15 protein-coding genes are annotated in these 19,580 nt (G+C 54.7%); 4 read left to right on the top strand and 11 right to left on the bottom strand.

Going from position 1 to position 19,580, the window contains the following annotated elements:
* Window positions 1–139: 139 nt before the first annotated feature.
* Both J2Z18_RS29185 and J2Z18_RS29180 read right to left on the bottom strand, forming a co-directional pair.
* Window positions 140–1,045: an aldo/keto reductase gene (locus J2Z18_RS29185; protein ID WP_007131718.1), complete on the bottom strand. Its 906-nt coding sequence runs from the start codon at window positions 1,043–1,045 to the stop codon at window positions 140–142.
* A 51-nt stretch (window positions 1,046–1,096) separates the two neighbouring features.
* Window positions 1,097–1,891, bottom strand: a complete 795-nt coding sequence (locus J2Z18_RS29180; protein ID WP_210095712.1) for a sulfite exporter TauE/SafE family protein — start codon at window positions 1,889–1,891, stop codon at window positions 1,097–1,099.
* 191 nt (window positions 1,892–2,082) lie between these two features.
* Between J2Z18_RS29180 and J2Z18_RS29175 the strand changes: the two genes are divergently transcribed.
* Complete coding sequence (locus J2Z18_RS29175; protein ID WP_007131720.1) at window positions 2,083–2,274, top strand: hypothetical protein; 192 nt, start codon at window positions 2,083–2,085, stop codon at window positions 2,272–2,274.
* A gap of 11 nt (window positions 2,275–2,285) precedes the next feature.
* On the opposite strand, the gene J2Z18_RS29170 is transcribed toward J2Z18_RS29175, so the two are convergent.
* Window positions 2,286–2,858, bottom strand: coding sequence for a hypothetical protein (locus J2Z18_RS29170; protein ID WP_028405748.1), 573 nt, complete (start codon window positions 2,856–2,858; stop codon window positions 2,286–2,288).
* Complete coding sequence (locus J2Z18_RS29165) at window positions 2,855–3,766, bottom strand: hypothetical protein (RefSeq protein WP_028405747.1); 912 nt, start codon at window positions 3,764–3,766, stop codon at window positions 2,855–2,857. The genes J2Z18_RS29170 and J2Z18_RS29165 overlap by 4 nt, the downstream gene beginning before the upstream one ends.
* Before the next feature lie 140 nt (window positions 3,767–3,906).
* On the opposite strand from J2Z18_RS29165, the gene ymzB reads away from it, so the two are divergent.
* A complete protein-coding gene (ymzB, locus tag J2Z18_RS29160; RefSeq protein ID WP_232239352.1) occupies window positions 3,907–4,317 on the top strand; it encodes a protein YmzB in 411 nt (136 codons plus the stop codon).
* Between the two features lie 185 nt (window positions 4,318–4,502).
* Here the strand turns inward: ymzB and J2Z18_RS29155 are convergent, their stop codons facing one another.
* The 6 genes from J2Z18_RS29155 to J2Z18_RS29130 all read right to left on the bottom strand — a co-directional run bounded on the left by J2Z18_RS29155 (window position 4,503) and on the right by J2Z18_RS29130 (window position 13,426).
* The gene (locus J2Z18_RS29155; protein WP_210095711.1) at window positions 4,503–6,692 is read right to left on the bottom strand and encodes an alpha-galactosidase; all 2,190 of its coding nucleotides are present in this window, start codon (window positions 6,690–6,692) and stop codon (window positions 4,503–4,505) included.
* A 49-nt stretch (window positions 6,693–6,741) separates the two neighbouring features.
* A complete protein-coding gene (locus tag J2Z18_RS29150) occupies window positions 6,742–8,784 on the bottom strand; it encodes a beta-galactosidase (protein ID WP_210095710.1) in 2,043 nt (680 codons plus the stop codon).
* A 74-nt stretch (window positions 8,785–8,858) separates the two neighbouring features.
* On the bottom strand, window positions 8,859–10,211 hold the full coding sequence (locus J2Z18_RS29145) for a GH1 family beta-glucosidase (RefSeq protein ID WP_210095709.1): 1,353 nt from the start codon (window positions 10,209–10,211) through the stop codon (window positions 8,859–8,861).
* Between the two features lie 122 nt (window positions 10,212–10,333).
* Complete coding sequence (locus J2Z18_RS29140) at window positions 10,334–11,620, bottom strand: ABC transporter substrate-binding protein (protein WP_210095708.1); 1,287 nt, start codon at window positions 11,618–11,620, stop codon at window positions 10,334–10,336.
* Window positions 11,621–11,708: 88 nt separating this feature from the next.
* A complete protein-coding gene (locus tag J2Z18_RS29135; RefSeq protein WP_210095716.1) occupies window positions 11,709–12,545 on the bottom strand; it encodes a carbohydrate ABC transporter permease in 837 nt (278 codons plus the stop codon).
* Entirely contained in the window at window positions 12,545–13,426 is an 882-nt protein-coding gene (locus tag J2Z18_RS29130) for a carbohydrate ABC transporter permease (RefSeq protein WP_144878276.1), read from the bottom strand. Before J2Z18_RS29130 ends, J2Z18_RS29135 begins: the two co-directional genes overlap by 1 nt.
* 113 nt (window positions 13,427–13,539) lie before the next feature.
* On the opposite strand from J2Z18_RS29130, the gene J2Z18_RS29125 reads away from it, so the two are divergent.
* Complete coding sequence (locus J2Z18_RS29125; RefSeq protein ID WP_276824946.1) at window positions 13,540–15,375, top strand: cache domain-containing sensor histidine kinase; 1,836 nt, start codon at window positions 13,540–13,542, stop codon at window positions 15,373–15,375.
* A complete protein-coding gene (locus J2Z18_RS29120) occupies window positions 15,353–16,990 on the top strand; it encodes a response regulator transcription factor (RefSeq protein WP_210095706.1) in 1,638 nt (545 codons plus the stop codon). Before J2Z18_RS29125 ends, J2Z18_RS29120 begins: the two co-directional genes overlap by 23 nt.
* A 214-nt stretch (window positions 16,991–17,204) precedes the next feature.
* On the opposite strand, the gene J2Z18_RS29115 is transcribed toward J2Z18_RS29120, so the two are convergent.
* Window positions 17,205–19,232 carry a beta-galactosidase gene (locus tag J2Z18_RS29115; RefSeq protein WP_007131732.1) on the bottom strand — a complete coding sequence of 676 codons (2,028 nt, stop codon included), beginning with the start codon at window positions 19,230–19,232 and terminating at the stop codon, window positions 17,205–17,207.
* Window positions 19,233–19,580 lie beyond the last annotated feature (348 nt).

Genomic DNA, 19,580 nt, shown 5'->3' with positions numbered 1-19,580 from the left:
CCTTGCCCTTTCGGACGCGGCACCAAATCCAGACTGCCACTATAAAAAGCCCGTTATCCCTAACGGATAGCGGGCAGTGCCTGCTGGCAATTCATCCGCTCAATCATTTACGGACTGAATCATTGACCGCATGAATGGTTCAGCGATGCTGCTCATACCGGTTGGCCCGGGTGATCGCCTGAACCCGCTGAACAACCTGCGGAGACAGCGGCTCCATCTCGCCGGCGGCTAGATTATGAAGCAGCTGATCCAGCGAGCTTGCTCCCGGGATCGTACAGGCCACAGCAGCATGGGATAATGCATATCGAATGGCGAGATGGGACACATCCATGCCGTCTGCATGCTCTTCCAGCTGCTTCAGCAGGCTCAAAAGCTCGTCCTTGCTGTAATCCAGATAGCCCTTCTCCGCCTTGGCTTCGCCGCTTCCCGACAAGATGCCTCGAGCAACCGGCCCCCGAGCGATAAGGGAGATGCCTTGCTCCTTCAGCAGATCCAGCACTTCTTCCTCAGGCCTCCGATCCAGAATGCTGTACTGGCTCATGACGCTCACGATATTCGAGCGTTTCGCATACTCCCGAATCACATTGGGGCGAATCGACGATATCCCGTAATAGCGGATAAGTCCTTCCTGCTTCAGCTCCTCGAACGCCTCGATCGTCTCATCGATCGGATCGTCGATCGTCCCTCCATGCAGCTGGTACAGGTCGATATAATCGGTTCCCAGCCTGCGCAGACTGTCCTTCACGGCCGACTTGATGTACGCCTTCGAGGGATCCCATACCCAGCCTTCCTGGCCGGGCACACGCCGGTTCCCGACTTTGGTCGCGATGATGACGTCGCTGCGCCGTCCGCGCACGGCCTTGCCGACCAATTCCTCATTTCGTCCTTCATCGTACAGATCGGCCGTATCGAGGAAGTTCACGCCCCGGTCCAGCGCCTCATGGATCAGCTTAACAGCCTTTCCTTCCTCCGTACCCAGCGACATGCAGCCAAGACCAATTTCGCTTACCAGCAGCTCCGAAGAACCTAACCGATTGAATAACATGCTCCATTCCTCCTCATCATATATCCATCATGCTCTATTCTCATCCATTACTTACCCGATAATATCGCTCCAGATTTTAACGGCGGTGAGTGCAATAAAACCGGCCAGTGCATACCGGAGCAGTCGGACATTCAGTCTTCGGCTCACCATCGCGCCGATCGGTGCCCCGAGCAGGCTTCCCGCGACCGCGAACAGGGACGGCCACAGCGGAATGTCTCCCGAAGCCAATTTGCCGATCACCCCGCCGACGGCAGACAAAAACACGATGGCAAGCGAAGAGGCAATCGTGATCCTTGTCGGAATTTTCAGGACGGTCAGCATAATCGGAATCAAAATAAATGCCCCGCCCGCCCCAACGATGCCCGCAATCCCTCCAACGAGAAATGCCGATCCCGAGGCGATCCACGGATTGAAGGTAACCTCCTGCACCGTTCGGCTTTCCATCGTCGCCCGGGTAGGAACGATCATGAGCAGAACCGCGATAACCGCCAGGAAACCATAAATCACATTGATGGCCGCGCTGCTCATGACCATGGAGGACAGGCTTCCGATTAAGCTTCCGACCAGCGTGCTGACACCCATCTGCAATACCAACGGCCGATGGATATAGGCCTCTCCTTTACGGGAGCTTATCCGGTTCGCCAGCATCCCTGACAAGGAAGCAAAGAAAACCTGCAGCATGCTGATCGCCGCCACTTCCTTGGAGGTAAACACTTCAAGGCCAAACCATTCAGGCATGTACAATAAAAGGGGGAAATTAATAATCGCCCCGCCGATCCCGAGAAGTCCCGAGAAGAAGGAGCCGATAAGGCCGATTAAGACCATAATGACGAGCTGCATGATCATGATGATCGATCTCCGTTCTATTAGATTGATTGACCACCTTCATATAGATGCCACGCTCCGCTCCGCCGTGGAGCCTATGCACGCGGTACGAAAATGAACAAATCTGGGCGCAGGTGGCTATTGAAAGTGCCCGGGCCCTGATCTATAATTAAAACCAAGTATTTGTATCGGAAATATGGAGGTGTACAGGTGTGTTCAGTAAACTGAAAAATCTTTTTCAGGACCGCTGTCCGGATTGCGAACAGAGACTCGTTTCGCGCTATGACGACATGGCGCTGATTAAGCACTGCCCGGATCACCATTACACCGAAGAAATATATAATCAACTGGGCGTTACCATCGTGTACCACCCCAGTAAAGATAAATCGAGCCGGGGCGACTAAGGATCAGGGCGTTATTTCCTTTCCTCCATCTCCCGCCATGATCTTCCGGCCGCCCTCAGCATCAACAGCACCGCAGCTTGGGAAATCATGACGGCTATGGTCAAAATGAACAAACAAAAGGCCATGATATCCTGGTCGACGTTCAAAGTGAAGGGATAAGATGCAAGCCATAGCCCTTGTACGGTCATAAACCATCCAAGACAAACCCGAGCTCTTCCGGCTATATTCAGCGAAGACTCACCCGAGAAACTCGACATGATCCCCTTGCAGATCCCGTAAATAAGGAGCGTACTAAGCAGCATGTCCAATAATCGAAGGGATAGCTCTAAGATCGTAGGCGGCAGGCCGTTTAAGAAGCCTGTCCCCGGCTCCCCAACAATCATCCGGGCAATGGACCCGATCAGAAGCAGCAGGGCTGCTGCTCCTCCTGCCTGAAAGAAACGGCTCCTCTCGGAGAGCGTCCATAAGCCGGATGCAGCCAGCAGATAGCCGAGCGGGTCCGGCAGGAGGTCCAATCCCCCCACTCTCACATTGATCAATACTAGGAGGAGTCCCCAGGCGATACGGTAACAGGCGCTGCTCATAACGCTCCCCTTCTTTCCCGGACGTATTCCGTAATTTCCCGCTCCGTCGGTGAAGGGTAATAGGCAAAATGATGGACACTTTGCCAGGGCGCCTGGTCACCCTCGGCATCGGCATACTCAAGCCGAAGGCGCAGCTGGTAAACCTGCATCCGCTTCGCAGGCGAGGACAGGTTAAACTTGTAAGCGACCTTGACGGAATCCCCTTGATTGAGCCGGACCGGCAGCGGAAGGTCAAGAATCGGGACACCCGATAGCTTGATTTCAGCTTCCGAGGGTGCTTCCGAACGGTGACTGATGCCCGGTGTCCGTTTTACGATGTCCGCATGCACCAGCAAATCCCCTTCCTCAACCATGCTCATATAAACTGAGGATAGACCGGTCAGATTGACCGGACGCCGGACTGCCAACCGATCATATCCGGAATGGTCCGAGGATCCTGCACCTGATGTCCATTGTATGGGATCATGGTCTCGATTTACATGATCTCTGGGCACAAGATGGATTTCTCCGATGCGCACCTTTTCCGATGATCCGTCACTATATAAGGCAGTTACTTGTCTAATGACTGCTGGCTCTTTTATTTCCGGAGGCTCTTGCCCCGAATCTGCGCTGTCGAAGCTCACGATCATTTTCCCTAATGACTGTTTTCGATATTCTGCATAATTAGGATAAGGACTCACCTGCAGCCCGGGATAGCCTTCAATATAAATGTCGATCAGCTTCCTTTCCAGCCGCTTGTCCTCCAAATAGTACAAGTCGAAGTAGTCGCCTGCTTCGGGGATGACCTCGATGTAATGCTCCAAGAATACGGTTCGCTCCAAGCGGTTCGCTTGGTCATACCAAATGTTCCCGACCCAGCTTCCGGCAATCAGCAGCATCGCCAGGAAATAATACCACTTTCCCCGCATAGCTCTAAAATCTCCTTAACGTTCAGGTATGTATCCTTACCTATATTATCATGTAAATGTGAGAAGAAGGTTTGATCCATATAAAAATTTCATAAGGCCGGGCCGGCCCGCTCCCCCCACCCAAATAAGAGGGCCGCCAAATGGACAAACTATGGAAAACCTCAGCCAAGGAAGGTGCATCCATGAACCCATCGCTGCAAGACGTAACGAATTGGTTTAACGGCAAGAGCAATCACACCCTGATGATTGAAAAGGAAGAGGAGCGGGATCGCGACCGGGTGCAGCTGCGTCTTGAGCGTTTTGACGTCAGCGAACACCATAACCAGTCGATCGACGGTTACGGAGACAGCCGCTGCCTGCTCCTGCACGGACCGGGCGTCGTCATCACCGCCGGCCACGAAGCGCCGCTTCCGGGCGATAGCTTTGTCATCGGCCTTGACGATCTCACCGGAACGGAAGTCAGGGAGGATCAGGTCGTGCTGTTGACGGAGCGGGGCAAATACTCGATCACGACCGGGGCATCCCCGGATGTCCCGGGTACCCCGCAGTAGGCTGGTTCAGCCAACCTGACCTCAAAAAAAACAGCCGGACCGGCAGATCCCCATGATCTGCCGGTTCTTCGGCTGCTTTTTGCTTTTGATGTTTAGTCGATGCAGTTTTCTTCAAGCCCATTCTTACTGCTGCCCGTACGATGTTCATCGTAAAGGCTCGAACGACATGTCCTGTCAGGATAGGGTTATACCCGCTTAAATCTCCACAAAAAGCTCTGGAAATCGCCATGCATCGGCGGTATGGCCAGTCCGGCATGCATGAGGCGGTCGCCCCCGTAGACGGCGCCATCCTCAAGACAGCGGTACTCCGCATCCGGATCCAGACCTCGCGTCCGCAAGTAACGGATCGGCTCATTCGCTTCGCTCAAAATCCGGAAATAGTACAACACGGCTTCAGAGCGGTCTTCCGACACCACCGTCCATGCCGCTTCGTTCCCCTCGAACGGATTCCGCAGCCGGTAGAAGTCGCCGAATTGAACCAAGTGGCGGATCTCCTTATACAGCTTCACCTGCTCCCGTACCTCGTTCTTCTCGTCCTCCGTAAAGGCCGTCAGATCCAGCTCATACCCGAAGTTGCCCGACATGGCGGCATGCCCCCGGGTCCGCAGGGAAGTATGCCGGTGCACCTGGTGATTCGGAACCGCGGACACATGCGCGCCCATCGAGCTCAGCGGATAAACCAGGCTCGTCCCGTACTGGATTTTCAGACGGCTGACCGCGTCGGAGTTATCGCTTGTCCACGTTTGCGGCATATAGTACAGCATCCCCGGGTCGAATCTTCCCCCGCCGCCCGAGCAGCTCTCGAACAGGATGTGCGGGAATTCCGATGTCAATTGCTCCAGCACGCGGTACAGCCCCAGCATGTACCGGTGGGCCGTTTCCCGCTGCCGCTCAGGCGGAAGCGCTGCAGAACCGATCTCCGTCATGTTCCGGTTCATGTCCCATTTCACGTACGTTATCGGGGCGCTCTTCAAAATGTCGCGCACCATGCCCGCAACGGCATCGCATACCTCTTCTCTGGAGAAATCGAGGATAAGCTGCCGTCTTCCTTCCGTTCTGCGGCGATCCGGCACATGCAGGCACCAATCCGGATGGAGGCGATACAAGTCGCTGTCGGGCGACACCATTTCCGGCTCAAACCATAAGCCGAACTGCAGGTTCAGGTCGGTGACGCGCTGAACCAGATCCTCGAGACCGTCGGGCAGCTTGTTCCGATCCACCACCCAGTCGCCGAGCGAGGTGGTGTCGTCGTTGCGCTTGCCGAACCAGCCGTCGTCAAGCACAAACAGCTCGATCCCGAGGTCCCGGCCTTCCTTGGCGATTTGCTCGATTTTCTCGGCATTGAAGTTAAAGTACGTCGCTTCCCAGTTGTTCACCAGCACCGGACGGACCGCGTCACGGAAAGCGCTGCGGCACAGCCGGGTCCGGTACAGCTTGTGATATCGCCTGGACATCCCGCCAACCCCCTCGGCCGAGAATACCATGACCGCCTCCGGCGTCTGGAAGGACTGCCCCGGCTCCAGCAGCCAGGAGAAGTCGAAGGGGTTGAGGCCCATAACGACGCGGGTCGTCTCATATTGATCCACTTCAACCTGCGCCGCAAAGCTGCCGCTGTACACGAGGCTGAATCCATAGACCTCTCCGTGCTCCTCGCCGGCATCGTCGGCGAGCAGCGCCAGGAACGGATTATGGTTATGGCTGCTCGCCCCCCGCCGGCTCTCGATTCCCTGCATTCCCGGCGACAGCCTTCTCCGCTCTACGTGCCGTTCTCTGGCCCATGCGCCGTGTAGGTGGAGCAGGTCGAATCGGTTGTGGCTGAAATCCACGCTCGCGCTCATCGCCCGCAGCAACGTCATCGGCACGGCCCCTTCATTGCGGAATGATACGGAGCGGGCAATCGCATCATAGCTTTTGATTACGGAGTAGGACAGCGTAACGGACAAGCCGCTCACGCGGTCGACCAGCCGGAGCTCCAGCGTATCGGCTTCATCGTCCTGCTCGGTATAAACTGCAGGAAGACCTTCAAGCTTCGGCTTGCCGCTGTATATCCGATGGCTTTCGTATTCGACCTCGGCTACCGTCGTTCCGTTAGCCAGCTGCACCTGATAGGCCGGCTGACGGAAATCGCCGCTCCCGTATCCCGGATATTCCTGAGGCATGCTGTCAAACGAGAAGGAAGCGTCGTCCCGAAACGGCGACGGCGAGAAGGAAGCTCTCTCCCTCCGCGTAAGAAGCCCTTCCACTTGCGAATCGCGAAGCTTCGGCCCCCAATATACATGGGCGGGATATAAGCCGCGAACGAGCTGAATGACATAGCTCGAATGATCACTTTGGAGATGAAATATACCTTGCTCTTCATGAAAAAAGATGCTCACTGCTTCTGCCTCCTTGCCAACGTCCGATTGTAATCTCCTGATCCTACAATTAGGATTCGTCCGCTGCCGGCCGCTCGAGTATCATGACGCCCCTTGCCGGGATCGTAACATGCCCCGTAACCGGCCGCCCGGTGAGGAGATCCGTTTGGTTGGCGGATCCTGCATCAAATGCCATCGCTTCGGCGTTGTGGTTCATGATGAACAACAAAGAAGTGCCGTCCTTCGCCCGCTCCACAACCTCGACCCCTGCCGGTGTATCGAGCAGCGGCTTGATCCCCTGCTCTTCGCATACGTTGCTCATAAAGCCCCTAAGGAACCCCGCATCCGGGCTGCTGGCAACGTAATAGGCCTGCCCCTTGCCGAACCGGTTTCTCGTCAGCACCGGGGTGCCTTGATAAAAATCGGTTCCGTACTCGGCCAGAACCTCAGCCGTTTCCGCATGGATGACATCGCACAAAATTCCGCAGGAATAACTTCCACGCAGCGGGCCCCAATCCTGCTTCATCACCATATGATTTTGCTGTTCCGGGAGCAGCGCGTCGGTCTCCTCCGCCCATATGCCCGTCACTTGGCGGAGCTTGCCGGGATAGCCGCCCAGCGTTACGAGGTCATGCTCATTCACGATCCCGCTAAAGAAGGTTGTGATAAAGGTTCCGCCGCTTGCCACGAAACGCTCCACGCGCTCGTCGACACCCGGCTTCACCATATACAGAACGGGCGCTATCACGACATCGTACTTATCCAGGTCCTCCTCTACACCGATCACGTCCGTCTGGATATTCTGCTCGTACAAGGCGGCATAGTACTTATGGATTTCATCGACATAATTCAATTGCTTGGTCGGTCCGCTCGACAGCTCGATCGCCCAGCGGTTTTCCCAATCGTACAGGATCGCCACTCTGGCCCTGGAGCGCGCGTCGAGAATCCGGTCTCCAAGCTGCTGCAGCTCGCTTCCGAGCTCCGCGCATTCGCGGAACACCCGGGTATGCTCATGCCCCGCATGCTCGATCAGCGCGCCGTGGAATTTCTCGCACGCCCCGATGGAGCGGCGCAGCTGAAAGAACATCACCGTATCGGCTCCATGCGCGACGGCCTGGTAGCTCCACAGCCGCATGACGCCAGGCCGTTTCGCCGAATTGTAAGGCGACCAGTTCTGAACGCTCGGCGTCTGCTCCATCAGCATGAACGGCTGCCCGCCTTTAAGGCCGCGCATCAGGTTATGGGACATCGCCGTGAAGCTGACCGGCGTATCAATGGCAGGGTAGTTGTCCCAGGAGACCACGTCCATGTGCTTCGCCCATTCGAAATAATCCAGCTCCGGATAAAATCCCATCAAATTCGTCGTCACCGGAATCTCCGGTGTCACCTGCTTGATTTCGTCCCGTTCCAGCCGGTAGCATTCCAGCAGGCTGTCCGATTGGAAGCGGCGGTAATCGAGCGAGATGCCCTGGAAGAACGTCCGGTTGCCGTCGAACTCCTCGCTAAGCACATTCGGCACGACGATCTCGTCCCAATCATAGAAGGTATGGCCCCAAAAGCCGGTGTTCCATACCGTATTCAGCTTCTCCAGCGTCTCATAACGTTTCTGCAGCCAGACGCGGAACTGCCGCTCGCAGTTGTCGCAGTAGCAGTAGCCGCCGTATTCGTTCGATATATGCCAGATGACCAGTGCCGGATGATCCTTGTACCGCTCGGCCAGCTTGCGGGCCATGAGCGGAGCGTATTTGCGGTAGGTCGGACTGTTCGGGCACGAATTGTGCCGCCCTCCGAATTTGCGCTTGCGGCCCTCGTAGTCGACACGAAGCACATCCGGATACTTCTTGGCCATCCACGCCGGATGGGCTCCCGTGCTGGTTGCCAGACAGACCTTGATGCCTTCGGCCGCCAACCGGTCCATAATCTCGTCAAGCCATGTAAAATCATAGCTTTCTTCATCACGCTGGCTTCGAGCCCAGGAAAACACATTGATGGTGGCGACATCGATTCCCGCCAGCGGAAACATCCGCATGTCCTCGTCCATCGTCGCTTTATCCCATTGCTCGGGATTGTAATCCCCGCCGTACCAGATTTTCGGAATTTTTGGATTAATCATGATCAGTGCCTCCCATATGCAATCTGCTCCGCAATTAACATTGACGGAGCAGATCCATTTTCTAACGTTTGAAATTATCGTTCGAACCAGTTTCTAGAGATAACGCCTTTATACCAGTAATAGCTGTCTTTTTTCGTGCGGACCAGCGTATCATAGTCCACGTGCACCAGACCGAAGCGCATGCCGTAGCCCTCCGCCCATTCGAAGTTGTCCATCAGCGACCATTCCATGTAGCCCTTCAGATTAATTCCGTCTTCGATCGCGCGGCTGGCTTGAATCAGATGCATGGCGAGATAATCGATCCGCCGCTGGTCGTGAATGCGTCCGCCCTGCTCGAGACCGTCGTTGTAACAGGCGCCGTTCTCCGTAATATAAAGATTCGGATTGCCGTACTTGTCGGCCGTGTAACGAAGCAGCTGATACAGGCCCTCCGCGTAAATCTCCCAGCCGATATCCGTCTTGGCCACGCCGAGCGACACCGCCTCGCTGGACAGCATTCCGCCCGCTTCGCCCGGATTATAGCGGTTCATCGAGGACGTATAATAATTGATGCCGATAAAATCGATCGGCTGACGGATGATATCCATATCTCCAGCCACGACCGGAGGCTTATAACCGAGCTTCTCATACCATTCCAGCATAAACTTCGGATACTCTCCGAAGTAGATCGGGTCGAGATACCAATCGCCGGACCAGCCGTAGATCCGCAGGCAGGCCTCGATGTCCTCCTCCGTATTGCGGTATGGCACAGCCCAGGCCGTATTCGGCGCAATGCCGATCTCTCCCGGAATGCCAAGCTCCCTGAAGCGTTTAACCGCCTTGCCGTGAGCGACAAGGAGATGATGGCTGACGTCGATGGCCAGCTGCAAATCCTTGTTCCCCGGGGCGTGCACGCCAAGGTAGTTCGAGAGGAACGCCATGCACCACGGCTCGTTGAACGTGATCCAGTGCTTGATTTTACCCTTGAACTCGTTAAACATCAGCTCCGCGTATTCGGCGAATGCATCGATCGTTCCGCGGCTGCCCCAGCCGCCCTCATCCTGCAGCGCTTGCGGCAAGTCCCAATGGTACAGCGTGCAGAACGGTTCGATGCCGTTCGCAACAAGCGCGTCTACCAATCGGTGATAGTAATCGAGCCCGGCCTGGTTGACTTCGCCTCTTCCGCTAGGAAGCACGCGCGGCCAGGATACCGAGAAGCGGTACACCTTGACGCCCAGATCCTTCAGCAGCTGTACATCCTCCTCCACCCGATGATAGCTGTCGCAGGCGACGTTCCCATTGTCTCCGTTCTTGACCTTGCCCGGCGTATGGGCGAAGGTGTCCCAGATCGACATGCCCCGTCCGTCTTCGTTGTAGGCCCCTTCGATCTGATAAGAGGCCGTTGCTACGCCCCATTTGAAATCCTGGGGAAACTTGTGAATGCTCATCCTCCATCTCTCCCTCTCGCGCTTGGTTTTAATAAAAATGCACCGCTCCTGTATCCCAAAAAGCCGGTCAGGAGAGCGGTGCATCTTGTTCATGCTTTAGACATTCAAACTCCTGATTGGGTTTACTGACTCAAACTATCCCATGAAGCCTGCATATCCTCAAGCATTTTTGTCACATCGGATTTGCCTGCAAAGTACGCCTGCATCGAGTTTGCAAATTCTTGCGTTACGCCGTCAGGGAATTTCGGAGCCTGCTGCGGCAGCACTTTTCCGGCCTGTACGTATTCCCATACCGACGCACCCAGGTCGCCCATATCCTCAGGTGTTGCTTCGATCGTGGACAAAGCCGGGATGAATTTGAATTTCTTCACGATGTACTCTTTACCGATATCGGAAGTGACGAGCCAGTTCAGGAATACTTTCGCTTCTTCCTTCACCGGTGAGTTTTTGTTAATGACGAGGTTGGCCGGCACGCCGACGTTCAACTTGTCGTTCTGCTCGGCATCTTCACCCATCGGCATAGGCAGGAAGCCAAGGTTAAGGTCCGGATTGATGGCGTCGATTTCCGTTTGGGACCAGTTGCCGTTTTGCATCATGGCGGCTTTTTCAGTTGCCAGCAAGGATACGGCGGTGTTGTAATCGGTCGTCAGCGGGTTTTTGTTGCCGTGATCCAGCGTCAGCTGCATCAGCTTAGCCCATTCTTCGAACAACGGGTTGCCCGCAAATTTCTCCGTGCCGTCGCTCAAGCCTTTAATGAACGCGTCCGGATCGTTCTGCAGCGCGAATGCAGGGTTAATGCCCTGGTTGCCCAGCAGCCACCATTCCTGATAAGCGTTCGCGAACGGCGTTACGCCGATCGCTTCCAGCTTCTTCGCTGCATCCTCCAGCTGGGAGTAGGTTTTCGGAAGCTCGGTAATGCCTGCTTGCTCGAACAGATCTTTATTGTAGATATAGCCCCAGCCTTCAAGGTTCATCGGCATGCCATATACTTTGCCGTCTTTAGTCATCGGCTTCTTCGCCATATCGACCAGATCGGCTACCCATGGCTGATCGGACAAATCTTCGAGGTTGTCAAACCACATCTCCATTTCGGCATAACCGCCGTTGGAGAAAATGTCCGGTGCGTCGCCGGAAGCGAATTTCGTCTTCAGGGAAGCGCCATAGTCCGCTCCGCCGCCGACCGTCTGGATGTCCAGCTTGATGTTCGGATGCTCTTTTTCGAATTCAACCTTCAGCTCATTCAGACCATCTACGATCTCGGTTTTGAACTGGAAAATCTTAACCGTTTTTACATCACCGGAAGCTGCATCGCTGCTGCCGCTTCCCTCTTCCGACGATTTGCCGCCGCAGGCTGCAAGGACCATCGAGAATGCCAGCAGCATGACCAGGGTCAATTTCATTTTTTTCATTGCGTGTTACCCCCTTGAGAAAATGTATATATAAAGTTTGAGAAACCAAGGTGACTATCGTGCGGGTCGAAGGCAAGTCGCAAGCGAATCAGCCCTTGACGGAGCCGGCCGCGACGCCTTCGACAATATACTTCTGCAACGATAAGAAAAATATGATAATCGGCGTAATCCCGAGCACCAATGCCGGCAGCGCCATATCCCACTGCTTGGAATACTGTCCGAAGAAGGCGAAGGTCGCCAGCGGAATGGTCCGCAGCTCCGGACTTTGCAGAATCAGGGACGGCAGCAGATAGTCGTTCCAGATCCACAAGCTGTTCAGGATGATAACCGTTACGAGCATCGGCTTCAGCATCGGCAGAATGATCCGGGCGAACACGCCGTAGGACGATGCCCCGTCTACCGTAGCCGCCTCTTCGATCTCCAGCGGAATCGATTTTACGAATCCGTGGAACAAGAAGATGGAGAGCGGAATGCCCAGCCCGAGGTAGGATAGAATCAGGCCGACCATGCTGTTGTTGACGTTCAGCCATCCGACCACCTGCAGCAGCGGGATCATAATGGACTGGAACGGGATGACCATCGCCGATACGAAGATCATAAACACGATGCGGTTAAAGACCGTATTCGCGCGGACCATCCGGTAGGCCGCCATCGCGCTGAGCAGCGCGATAATCAGATTGCTGATCACGGTAATGACCAGGGAATTCGTGAAGGCTTCCGGGAATCTCGTAAGCTCCCATGCCTTCGAATAGTTATCCCAGTGGAACATGCTCGGCCAATTGGCCGCGTTAACCATGATGTCGCCCAGCGATTTCACCGAGTTGACGAGCAGGAAGTAAAAGGGCGCTAAAAATATGATGGCGATGATAAACATCACGACTTGCAGGATCAGGGCCGATGCCGATTGTGAGGATTTGGTCTTCATCAAGCTTCAACCTCCTTATTCTTCGTCAGGCGGACCTGAATGAGGGTGATGACGGCCACCACGATGAAGAAGATCAAGGATTTTGCCGTACCCAATCCATAGCGGTTATTCAGGAAAGCTTCATTATACACGTTCATCGCAAGCGACTCGGTCGAGCCGTATGGTCCGCCCTTGGTCAGCGACAGGTTCAGGTCGAACATTTTGAAGGACCAGGATATCGCAAGGAACAGACAGACGGTCACCGCCGGCATAATCAGCGGCACCATAATATTTTTCAGCACCTGGAAGCGGTTCGCCCCGTCAATCTCGGCGGCTTCTAGCACTTCCTTCGACACGTTGGTGATGGAGGCAATGTAGATGATCATCAGATATCCGGAAGACTGCCATACGAATACCAGAATGATTCCCCAGAATCCGGTAACCTCATCCCCCAGCCAAGGCAGCTGGAAAAACGCGAGACCGGTTACATCTCCAAGCGTCGCAAATCCCTTGATAAAAATAAACTGCCAAATGAAACCAAGCAGCAGACCGCCGATCACGTTCGGCATAAAGAAGATCGTCCGCAGGAAGTTCCGCCCTCTGATCTTCTTGGTCAGGAAGTAGGCCAGGAAAAATCCGACCAGATTGGTTAAAATGACGCCGACAATCGTAAACTTGGTTGTAAACCAAAAGGAGTCGGCAAACGCGCGGTCGCTCGTGAATATTTTGACGAAATTATCGAGTCCCACCCATTCGACATTGCCCGATACGCCGTTCCAATTCGTAAAGGAATAATACATTCCCATGACAAACGGGATTATGATCGTAATGCCGAAAAACAGCAGCGCGGGTCCAATATACACCAGCTGCTGCATCAGCGCAGCCGTTCTTTTGCTATTCATGTAAATCCCCCTCCGCTTGTCCTATCGTTTCTCTCTGATTCAATTATGCTAAGATTAGTAACATAGAACTACCCTAGGATGTGAACGAATAGGTATAGAAAATTGATCGGCGGGTGAAAGATTTGAACTGGAACAGCATACGCACAAAATTGATCGCCTTTATGATCCTGGCCACGATCATCCCGACGACGGCCGCCTTGATCATCAGCTATGTTACGACGACCAATGCGTTAAAGGAGCGAGCGGTGGTTGAGAACCAAAATCTCCTGTACCAGGGGCAGATGAATCTGGAAAGCGATTTGGAAGAATTGAACCGGAACTCCTTGACGGTCTATTCCGATCCTGAATTTTTCCGCAGTCTGTATTACAGCCACGGCAACATCAGCACCGGCGGCAGGCAGTCCGCAACGATGCAGTCGATGTATCATGCCATTACCGGAACGCGGCAGGTCTATCTGTACGTAGACGGTCAGCGGGAGTCCACCTTGTACGCACAAGATATAGCGAGAAAAGCCAGCGACATCAGTCTGTATCGGGAAATTCCGGATCTGCAGGGCCGAAAGCTGTTTATCCAGCCGCCTCATGCCCTGCATACCTACGGCTTTCAACTGGCCTATCCCTATAAAGAGAATACCAAGGTGCTGACACTGTATCGGGTCATCGAGCGCGTGCCATCCTCGGAGCGGCTTGGGCTGCTCGCCATTGATCTGGACATGACGTTCCTCAGCCGGATCAGCAGTCAATTATTCCAGCCTGAGAACGAGCAGCTATACATTACAAGCGAAGACGGGATTGTCATGTATTCCGGTGACGAGGCGCGGATTGGGAGGCCCCTTGGCGAGGATTGGTATAAGGCCATTATGGAGTCGGGACAACAGCAGGGCTATTTCGAACATAATGATAACATTTATGTGTATAACCGTGTCCAGACCTCTATCAGCAATTGGACGATGATAAAGGAAATCCCGTCCTCCTATATTCTGAGCAGCGCAGATAAAGCGGCTTTCATCAATATTTTATTGCTTGCGGTATCGTTCCTCCTGATCATTGCCGCCATGATCTGGATCTCGGTGCGAATTACCGCGCCGATCCGGGAGCTCGTCGGGTTTATGAGCCAGGTAAAGAGCGGGCGTATGACGGTTGATATCGAGTCGGACCGCAAGGACGAAATCGGAATTCTGTACCGCCGGTTCAGCAGTATGATGGATACGATCAACAACCTTATTTTGCAGGAATACAAGCTGAAGCTGGCCAATCGGACGAACCAGCTCCGGGCGCTCCAGGCCCAGGTGAACCCGCATTTCATGAACAATGCCCTGCAGACCATCGGCACGCTTGCGCTTGAGCATGACATGAAGAGAATCTACTCTCTTATCTCGGCCCTTGCCCGGATGATGCGTTACAGCATGTACAATACCGATAAGCCGGTAACGCTTCGCACCGAGCTGAATCACATCAAGGATTACATCGAGCTGCAGAAAGAGAGATTTGAGAACGGGTTCGACTTCAGGTACGATGTGGAAGAGTCCACCTTGGAACTGACTATCCCGAAGATGCTGATTCAGCCATTGGTTGAAAACTTTTTCAAGCACGGCATGAACCCGGTTGCCCGGGACAACTATATCCTCGTTCAAAGCCGGCGTCTCTCCCCTTCGCTCGTGCAGATTACCGTCGAGGACAACGGCAACGGCATGCCGGAGAAGCCGTTCGAAGCGCTGCAGGCGCAGCTGCGTCAATTGGAGGAGCTGGACCTGGAGCAGCTGCAGGTTAGCTCTGAGGACGAGGAGGACCAAGGCGGCATCGGCCTCATCAACATTATGACAAGGCTTAGGCTGTATTCCCGGGGAAAATCCGGGTTCAATCTGGAGAACAACCAGCCGCGTGGCTTTCGTGTTGTTCTGACTATACATGTGGAAGGTGAAACGGATGAAGGCATTGATCGTCGATGACGAGAGCCGCGTGCGCAAAGCAATTCAGCTGCTTGTCCGGTGGGAGGAGCATGGCATTACCGAAATTCAGGAGGCCGCCAACGGGCAGGAAGCGATGGAGATGATCCCCGCTTATCGCCCGAGCCTCGTCCTGATGGACATGCTGATGCCGCTGAAGAACGGCGTCGATCTCATGAAATGGATTCACGAGCATTACCCGGATACGAAATTCATCGTCATCAGCGGGCATGATGATTTCGAATTTGTCCGCAATACGATCCGCTATAGCGGTACGGATTATATCTTGAAGCCGATCGAAGAGGCTGCCATCAATGAAGCCGTCGACAAGGCGGCATCGGCCTGGCGGGCGGAGGAAGCGGAGCGCCGGGCTGCGCAGCAGCAGCACGTGCAGGTCAACGAATACCGGCCGGTGTACTCCGAGAAGCTGCTGACAAGCTTGCTCGAGGATCCGAGCGCCCATGCCCAGGTTGCACGGCGGCTGAAGACTGAAGGCATCGTTCCGGAGTCAGCGGAGCGCGTACGGCTGGCCGTGCTGCAGATCGATCCATCGGACAGTACGTTATTCGAGCGTTTCGGCCATCATCTCGATCTTCTTATGTTTGCCCTGCTGAATATTTGCAATGAATTTCTGCAAAAGGACGGCGTCGGGATCGCATTCCGCCATTTCGGCTCCCATCATCGAATCGTGATTCTGGTCTGGGAGCAGATCGGCGCGCTGACCGCCCGCCTTCATGATATAAACGATGGGATCCACCGGACGCTGTCGCGGCATATGCATTTTGGAACGAGCCCGGCGGGGAGCTACCCCGGGGACATGCCCAAGCTGTATGACAAATGCCTGTCCTCTCTCGCTTCGCGCGACTTGACGGTGCTCAGCCATTTCATCCATGACGGAGACGAGGTCCGAAGCCTTGCCGGGGATCTGCCCAAGGCCCTCCAGTTCGGAAGCTATGAGGATTCTTGGAAGCTTGCCGTTCTCAGCGGACAGCCTAACCTGATTGCGGATGCGGTCGAAGCGTGGACGCACGAAATCCGCAAAACCGGAGTGATTACACCTGAACTTCTAGCACAGTGGGACCGGGACATCGAGCGGTTTGCCAACCAGGTCATTTATGAAACGGCTGGTGCCGGATCCGAACCGGTGCACAAGCTCTACCGGGAGGCGTGTTCCGAATTGGAGTCCCCGAATCCCAATAAATACGTATTCTCGCTTGCCGAATGGCAGCACTATTGGACGGGTTTGATGAACCGCCTTTCCTCCGTCCTGCTGTCCAGAACGCAGTCCGGCGGGGAGCTGATCCGCGACATTACGGACTACATCGAGCAGCACTACCAGAACGAGGTGTCGCTGTACGAGATCGCAAGCCGGTTCCATGTGAGCCGGGAATACATCTCCCGTAAATTCAAGCAGCAGCATCAGGTTAACATACCGGAGTATATCAACCGTCTCCGGATCTCCAAGGCGAAAATCCTGCTGCAGAACCCTGCGCTGAAAATGGCGGCGATCGCCGAGATGGTCGGGTTCAAGAACGAGAAGTACTTCAGCCTCGTGTTCAAGAAGCAGGAAGGCATATCGCCGAAGGAATTCCGCAAGCGTTTGACCGATTTCATGTAACGCGGTCTCGCGGGCGGTCTCGCGGGCGGTCTCGCGGGCGGTCTCGCGGGCGGTCTCGCGGGCGGTCTCGCGGGCGGTCTCGCGGGCGGTCTCGCGGGCGAAAAAAGCAGAGCTAGCAGGGAATGCTCCCTGCTGCTCTGCTTTTTCAGTATGGCTCAGCTCCTTCGCCTTAACGGCGATCCGCCGCTACATGCTGCTGCTCAATTTGCCCGATCTACAGCTTCTCCAAAATCATGACGCCCCGCGCAGGGACTTCACACTGCTTCTGCTGTTCCTTGCCCGTCAGTAAATCCTTGTAAACCGCATCCCCTAATGGCACGGTCTTAGCTTCCGCCGTATGGTTAAGCACGAAAGTAAATGCCTTATCATCCTTGACCCTGCGGGCAGCCTCCACGCCGGCCGGCGCATCCAGCACCGACTGAATACCGTGCTCTGCGCAGATCGTTTTCATCAAATCCTGCAGGAACTTCGCGTCCGGACTGGATGCAACATACCAGGCTTTGCCTTGGCCGAAACGGTTGACCGTAAGCGACGGCATGCCTTTATAATAGTCCGAGCCATACTCAGCAACGACCTCTGCCCCTTCCGCATGAATCACATCGCACAAAATGCCGCAGTCATAGGAGCCTTCCAGCTCCCCATGCTTGCCCCGGATGATCATCTGATTTTGCTGTCCCGGCAGCAGGGCATCGATCTCCTCGGCCCAAATTCCCATCAGACTGCGCAGCTCGCCTGGATAACCGCCCAGCGTTACGATATCGTTTTCGTTGACAATGCCGCTGAAGAAGGTCGTCAAGAAAGTGCCTCCCCGAGACACAAATTCCTCGACGCGCTTGGCGAATCCCGGCTTCACCATATACATGACCGGAGCAATGACAACGTCATATTGGGACAGATCCTCTTCCACGCTGATCATATCCGTCTGAATATGCAGCTGGTGCAGCGCATCATAATACTTATGCACTTCGCTAACATATTTCAGCGCGACCGTCGGACCGCTGGACAGCTCAATCCCCCAGCGGTTCTCCCAGTCGTACATGATCGCTACTTTCGCGTCGGAGCGTGCATCCAAAAGCCGTTCCCCCAGCTGCTGCAGCTCCTTGCCCAGCTCCGCACATTCACGGAACACGCGGGTATGCTCATGGCCGACATGCTCGATCACCGCGCCGTGATATTTCTCGCAGGCCCCGATCGAACGGCGCAGCTGGAAGAACATAACCGTATCCGCCCCATGGGCAACCGCTTGGTAGCTCCATAGCCGCATGACGCCGGGGCGCTTCGCCGAGTTGTACGGCTGCCAGTTCTGAACGCTCGGCGTTTGCTCCATCAGCATGAACGGCTGCCCGCTCTTAAGCCCGCGCATAAGCGCATGCGTCATCGCCGTAAAGCTGAACGGAGTATCGAGCGATGGATAATTGTCCCATGAGACAACGTCCATCTCCTTGGCCCATTTGAAATAGTCGAGCTCCGGATAAAAGCCCATCAGATTGGTGGTTACCGGGATATCCGGTGTGATGCGTTTCAGCTCATCCCGCTCGAGCTTATAGCAGTCTAACAGGCTGTCAGACTGGAAGCGGCGGTAATCAAGCGAAATTCCTTGGAAATTCGTCCGGTTGCCGCCCCATTCCTCACTCAGTGCATTCGGGACGACGATATCCTCCCAGTCGTAGAACGTATGCCCCCAGAAGCGGGTATTCCATGCTTTATTGAGCGCATCCAGCGTCCCGTAACGCTGCTTGAGCCACACGCGGAAGGCCTCCGCGCAATTGTCGCAATAACAGTAGCCGCCGTACTCGTTCGATACATGCCAGATCAGAACAGCCGGGTGATCCTTATACCGCTCCGCTAACTTGCTTGCCATGAGCTTCGCATATTTGCGGTACGTAGGGCTGTTCGGGCAGGAGTTATGCCGTCCGCCGAACCTCCGCTTGCGGCCCTCGTAATCGACGCGCAGAATATCCGGATATTTCCGCGCCATCCAAGCCGGATGAGCGGCCGTGCTTGTTGCGAGGCAGACATAAACGCCATTCCGGTACAGCCTGTCGATGGTCTCATCCAGCCAGGCGAAATCGTAAGTATCCTCCTCCGGTTGATTCAGTGCCCACGAAAACACATTGATCGTGGCGACATCAATGCCAGCCAGCTTAAACATGCGGTCGTCCTCTTTCCAGATCTCCTCGTCCCACTGCTCCGGATTATAGTCGCCGCCGTACCACATTTTCGGTAATTTATCATTAATCATAGCCGTTCCCCATCCTCCCATAGCCATTATCTGTCGTTAAAAAGGTATTTTCGCTCGTTCCATCCTCCAAAAGTAGCAACCCTTACCTCAATTCCTCGAACATGTCCCTCTAGGGGACTTGTTGCTCGAGTTTTCGCCTCGGTTCCCTGAGCAAGTCCCTTTTAAGGACTTGTTGCTCCAATTTCCGCCTCAGATCCCTGATCAAGTCCCTTTTAAGGACTTGTTGCTCCAATTTCCGCCTCAGGTCCCCGAGCACAAGTCCCTTTTTGCAGCTAGAATAAAAAGTGGACACCCCTTAGTGATAAAACGATAATGAAACAAAGCAGACGAGAGGGTGTCAAAAAAAAT

It is taken from the genome of Paenibacillus lactis, from assembly GCF_017873605.1.
Classification (GTDB): domain Bacteria; phylum Bacillota; class Bacilli; order Paenibacillales; family Paenibacillaceae; genus Paenibacillus_AQ; species Paenibacillus_AQ lactis.
The sequence above is the reverse complement of the archived record's forward strand: the minus strand, read 5'-3'. Positions and strand labels throughout refer to the sequence as shown.

What these genes read in the sequence shown, in the direction of transcription:
- J2Z18_RS29185 (WP_007131718.1), bottom strand. Translation starts at nt 1,045, where the DNA reads ATGTTATTCAATCGGTTAGGTTCTTCGGAGCTGCTGGTAAGCGAAATT.
- J2Z18_RS29180 (WP_210095712.1), bottom strand. Translation starts at nt 1,891, where the DNA reads ATGATCATGCAGCTCGTCATTATGGTCTTAATCGGCCTTATCGGCTCC.
- J2Z18_RS29170 (WP_028405748.1), bottom strand. Translation starts at nt 2,858, where the DNA reads ATGAGCAGCGCCTGTTACCGTATCGCCTGGGGACTCCTCCTAGTATTG.
- J2Z18_RS29165 (WP_028405747.1), bottom strand. Translation starts at nt 3,766, where the DNA reads ATGCGGGGAAAGTGGTATTATTTCCTGGCGATGCTGCTGATTGCCGGA.
- ymzB (WP_232239352.1), top strand. Translation starts at nt 3,907, where the DNA reads ATGGACAAACTATGGAAAACCTCAGCCAAGGAAGGTGCATCCATGAAC.
- J2Z18_RS29150 (WP_210095710.1), bottom strand. Translation starts at nt 8,784, where the DNA reads ATGATTAATCCAAAAATTCCGAAAATCTGGTACGGCGGGGATTACAAT.
- J2Z18_RS29145 (WP_210095709.1), bottom strand. Translation starts at nt 10,211, where the DNA reads ATGAGCATTCACAAGTTTCCCCAGGATTTCAAATGGGGCGTAGCAACG.
- J2Z18_RS29140 (WP_210095708.1), bottom strand. Translation starts at nt 11,620, where the DNA reads ATGAAAAAAATGAAATTGACCCTGGTCATGCTGCTGGCATTCTCGATG.
- J2Z18_RS29135 (WP_210095716.1), bottom strand. Translation starts at nt 12,545, where the DNA reads ATGAAGACCAAATCCTCACAATCGGCATCGGCCCTGATCCTGCAAGTC.
- J2Z18_RS29130 (WP_144878276.1), bottom strand. Translation starts at nt 13,426, where the DNA reads ATGAATAGCAAAAGAACGGCTGCGCTGATGCAGCAGCTGGTGTATATT.
- J2Z18_RS29120 (WP_210095706.1), top strand. Translation starts at nt 15,353, where the DNA reads ATGAAGGCATTGATCGTCGATGACGAGAGCCGCGTGCGCAAAGCAATT.
- J2Z18_RS29115 (WP_007131732.1), bottom strand. Translation starts at nt 19,232, where the DNA reads ATGATTAATGATAAATTACCGAAAATGTGGTACGGCGGCGACTATAAT.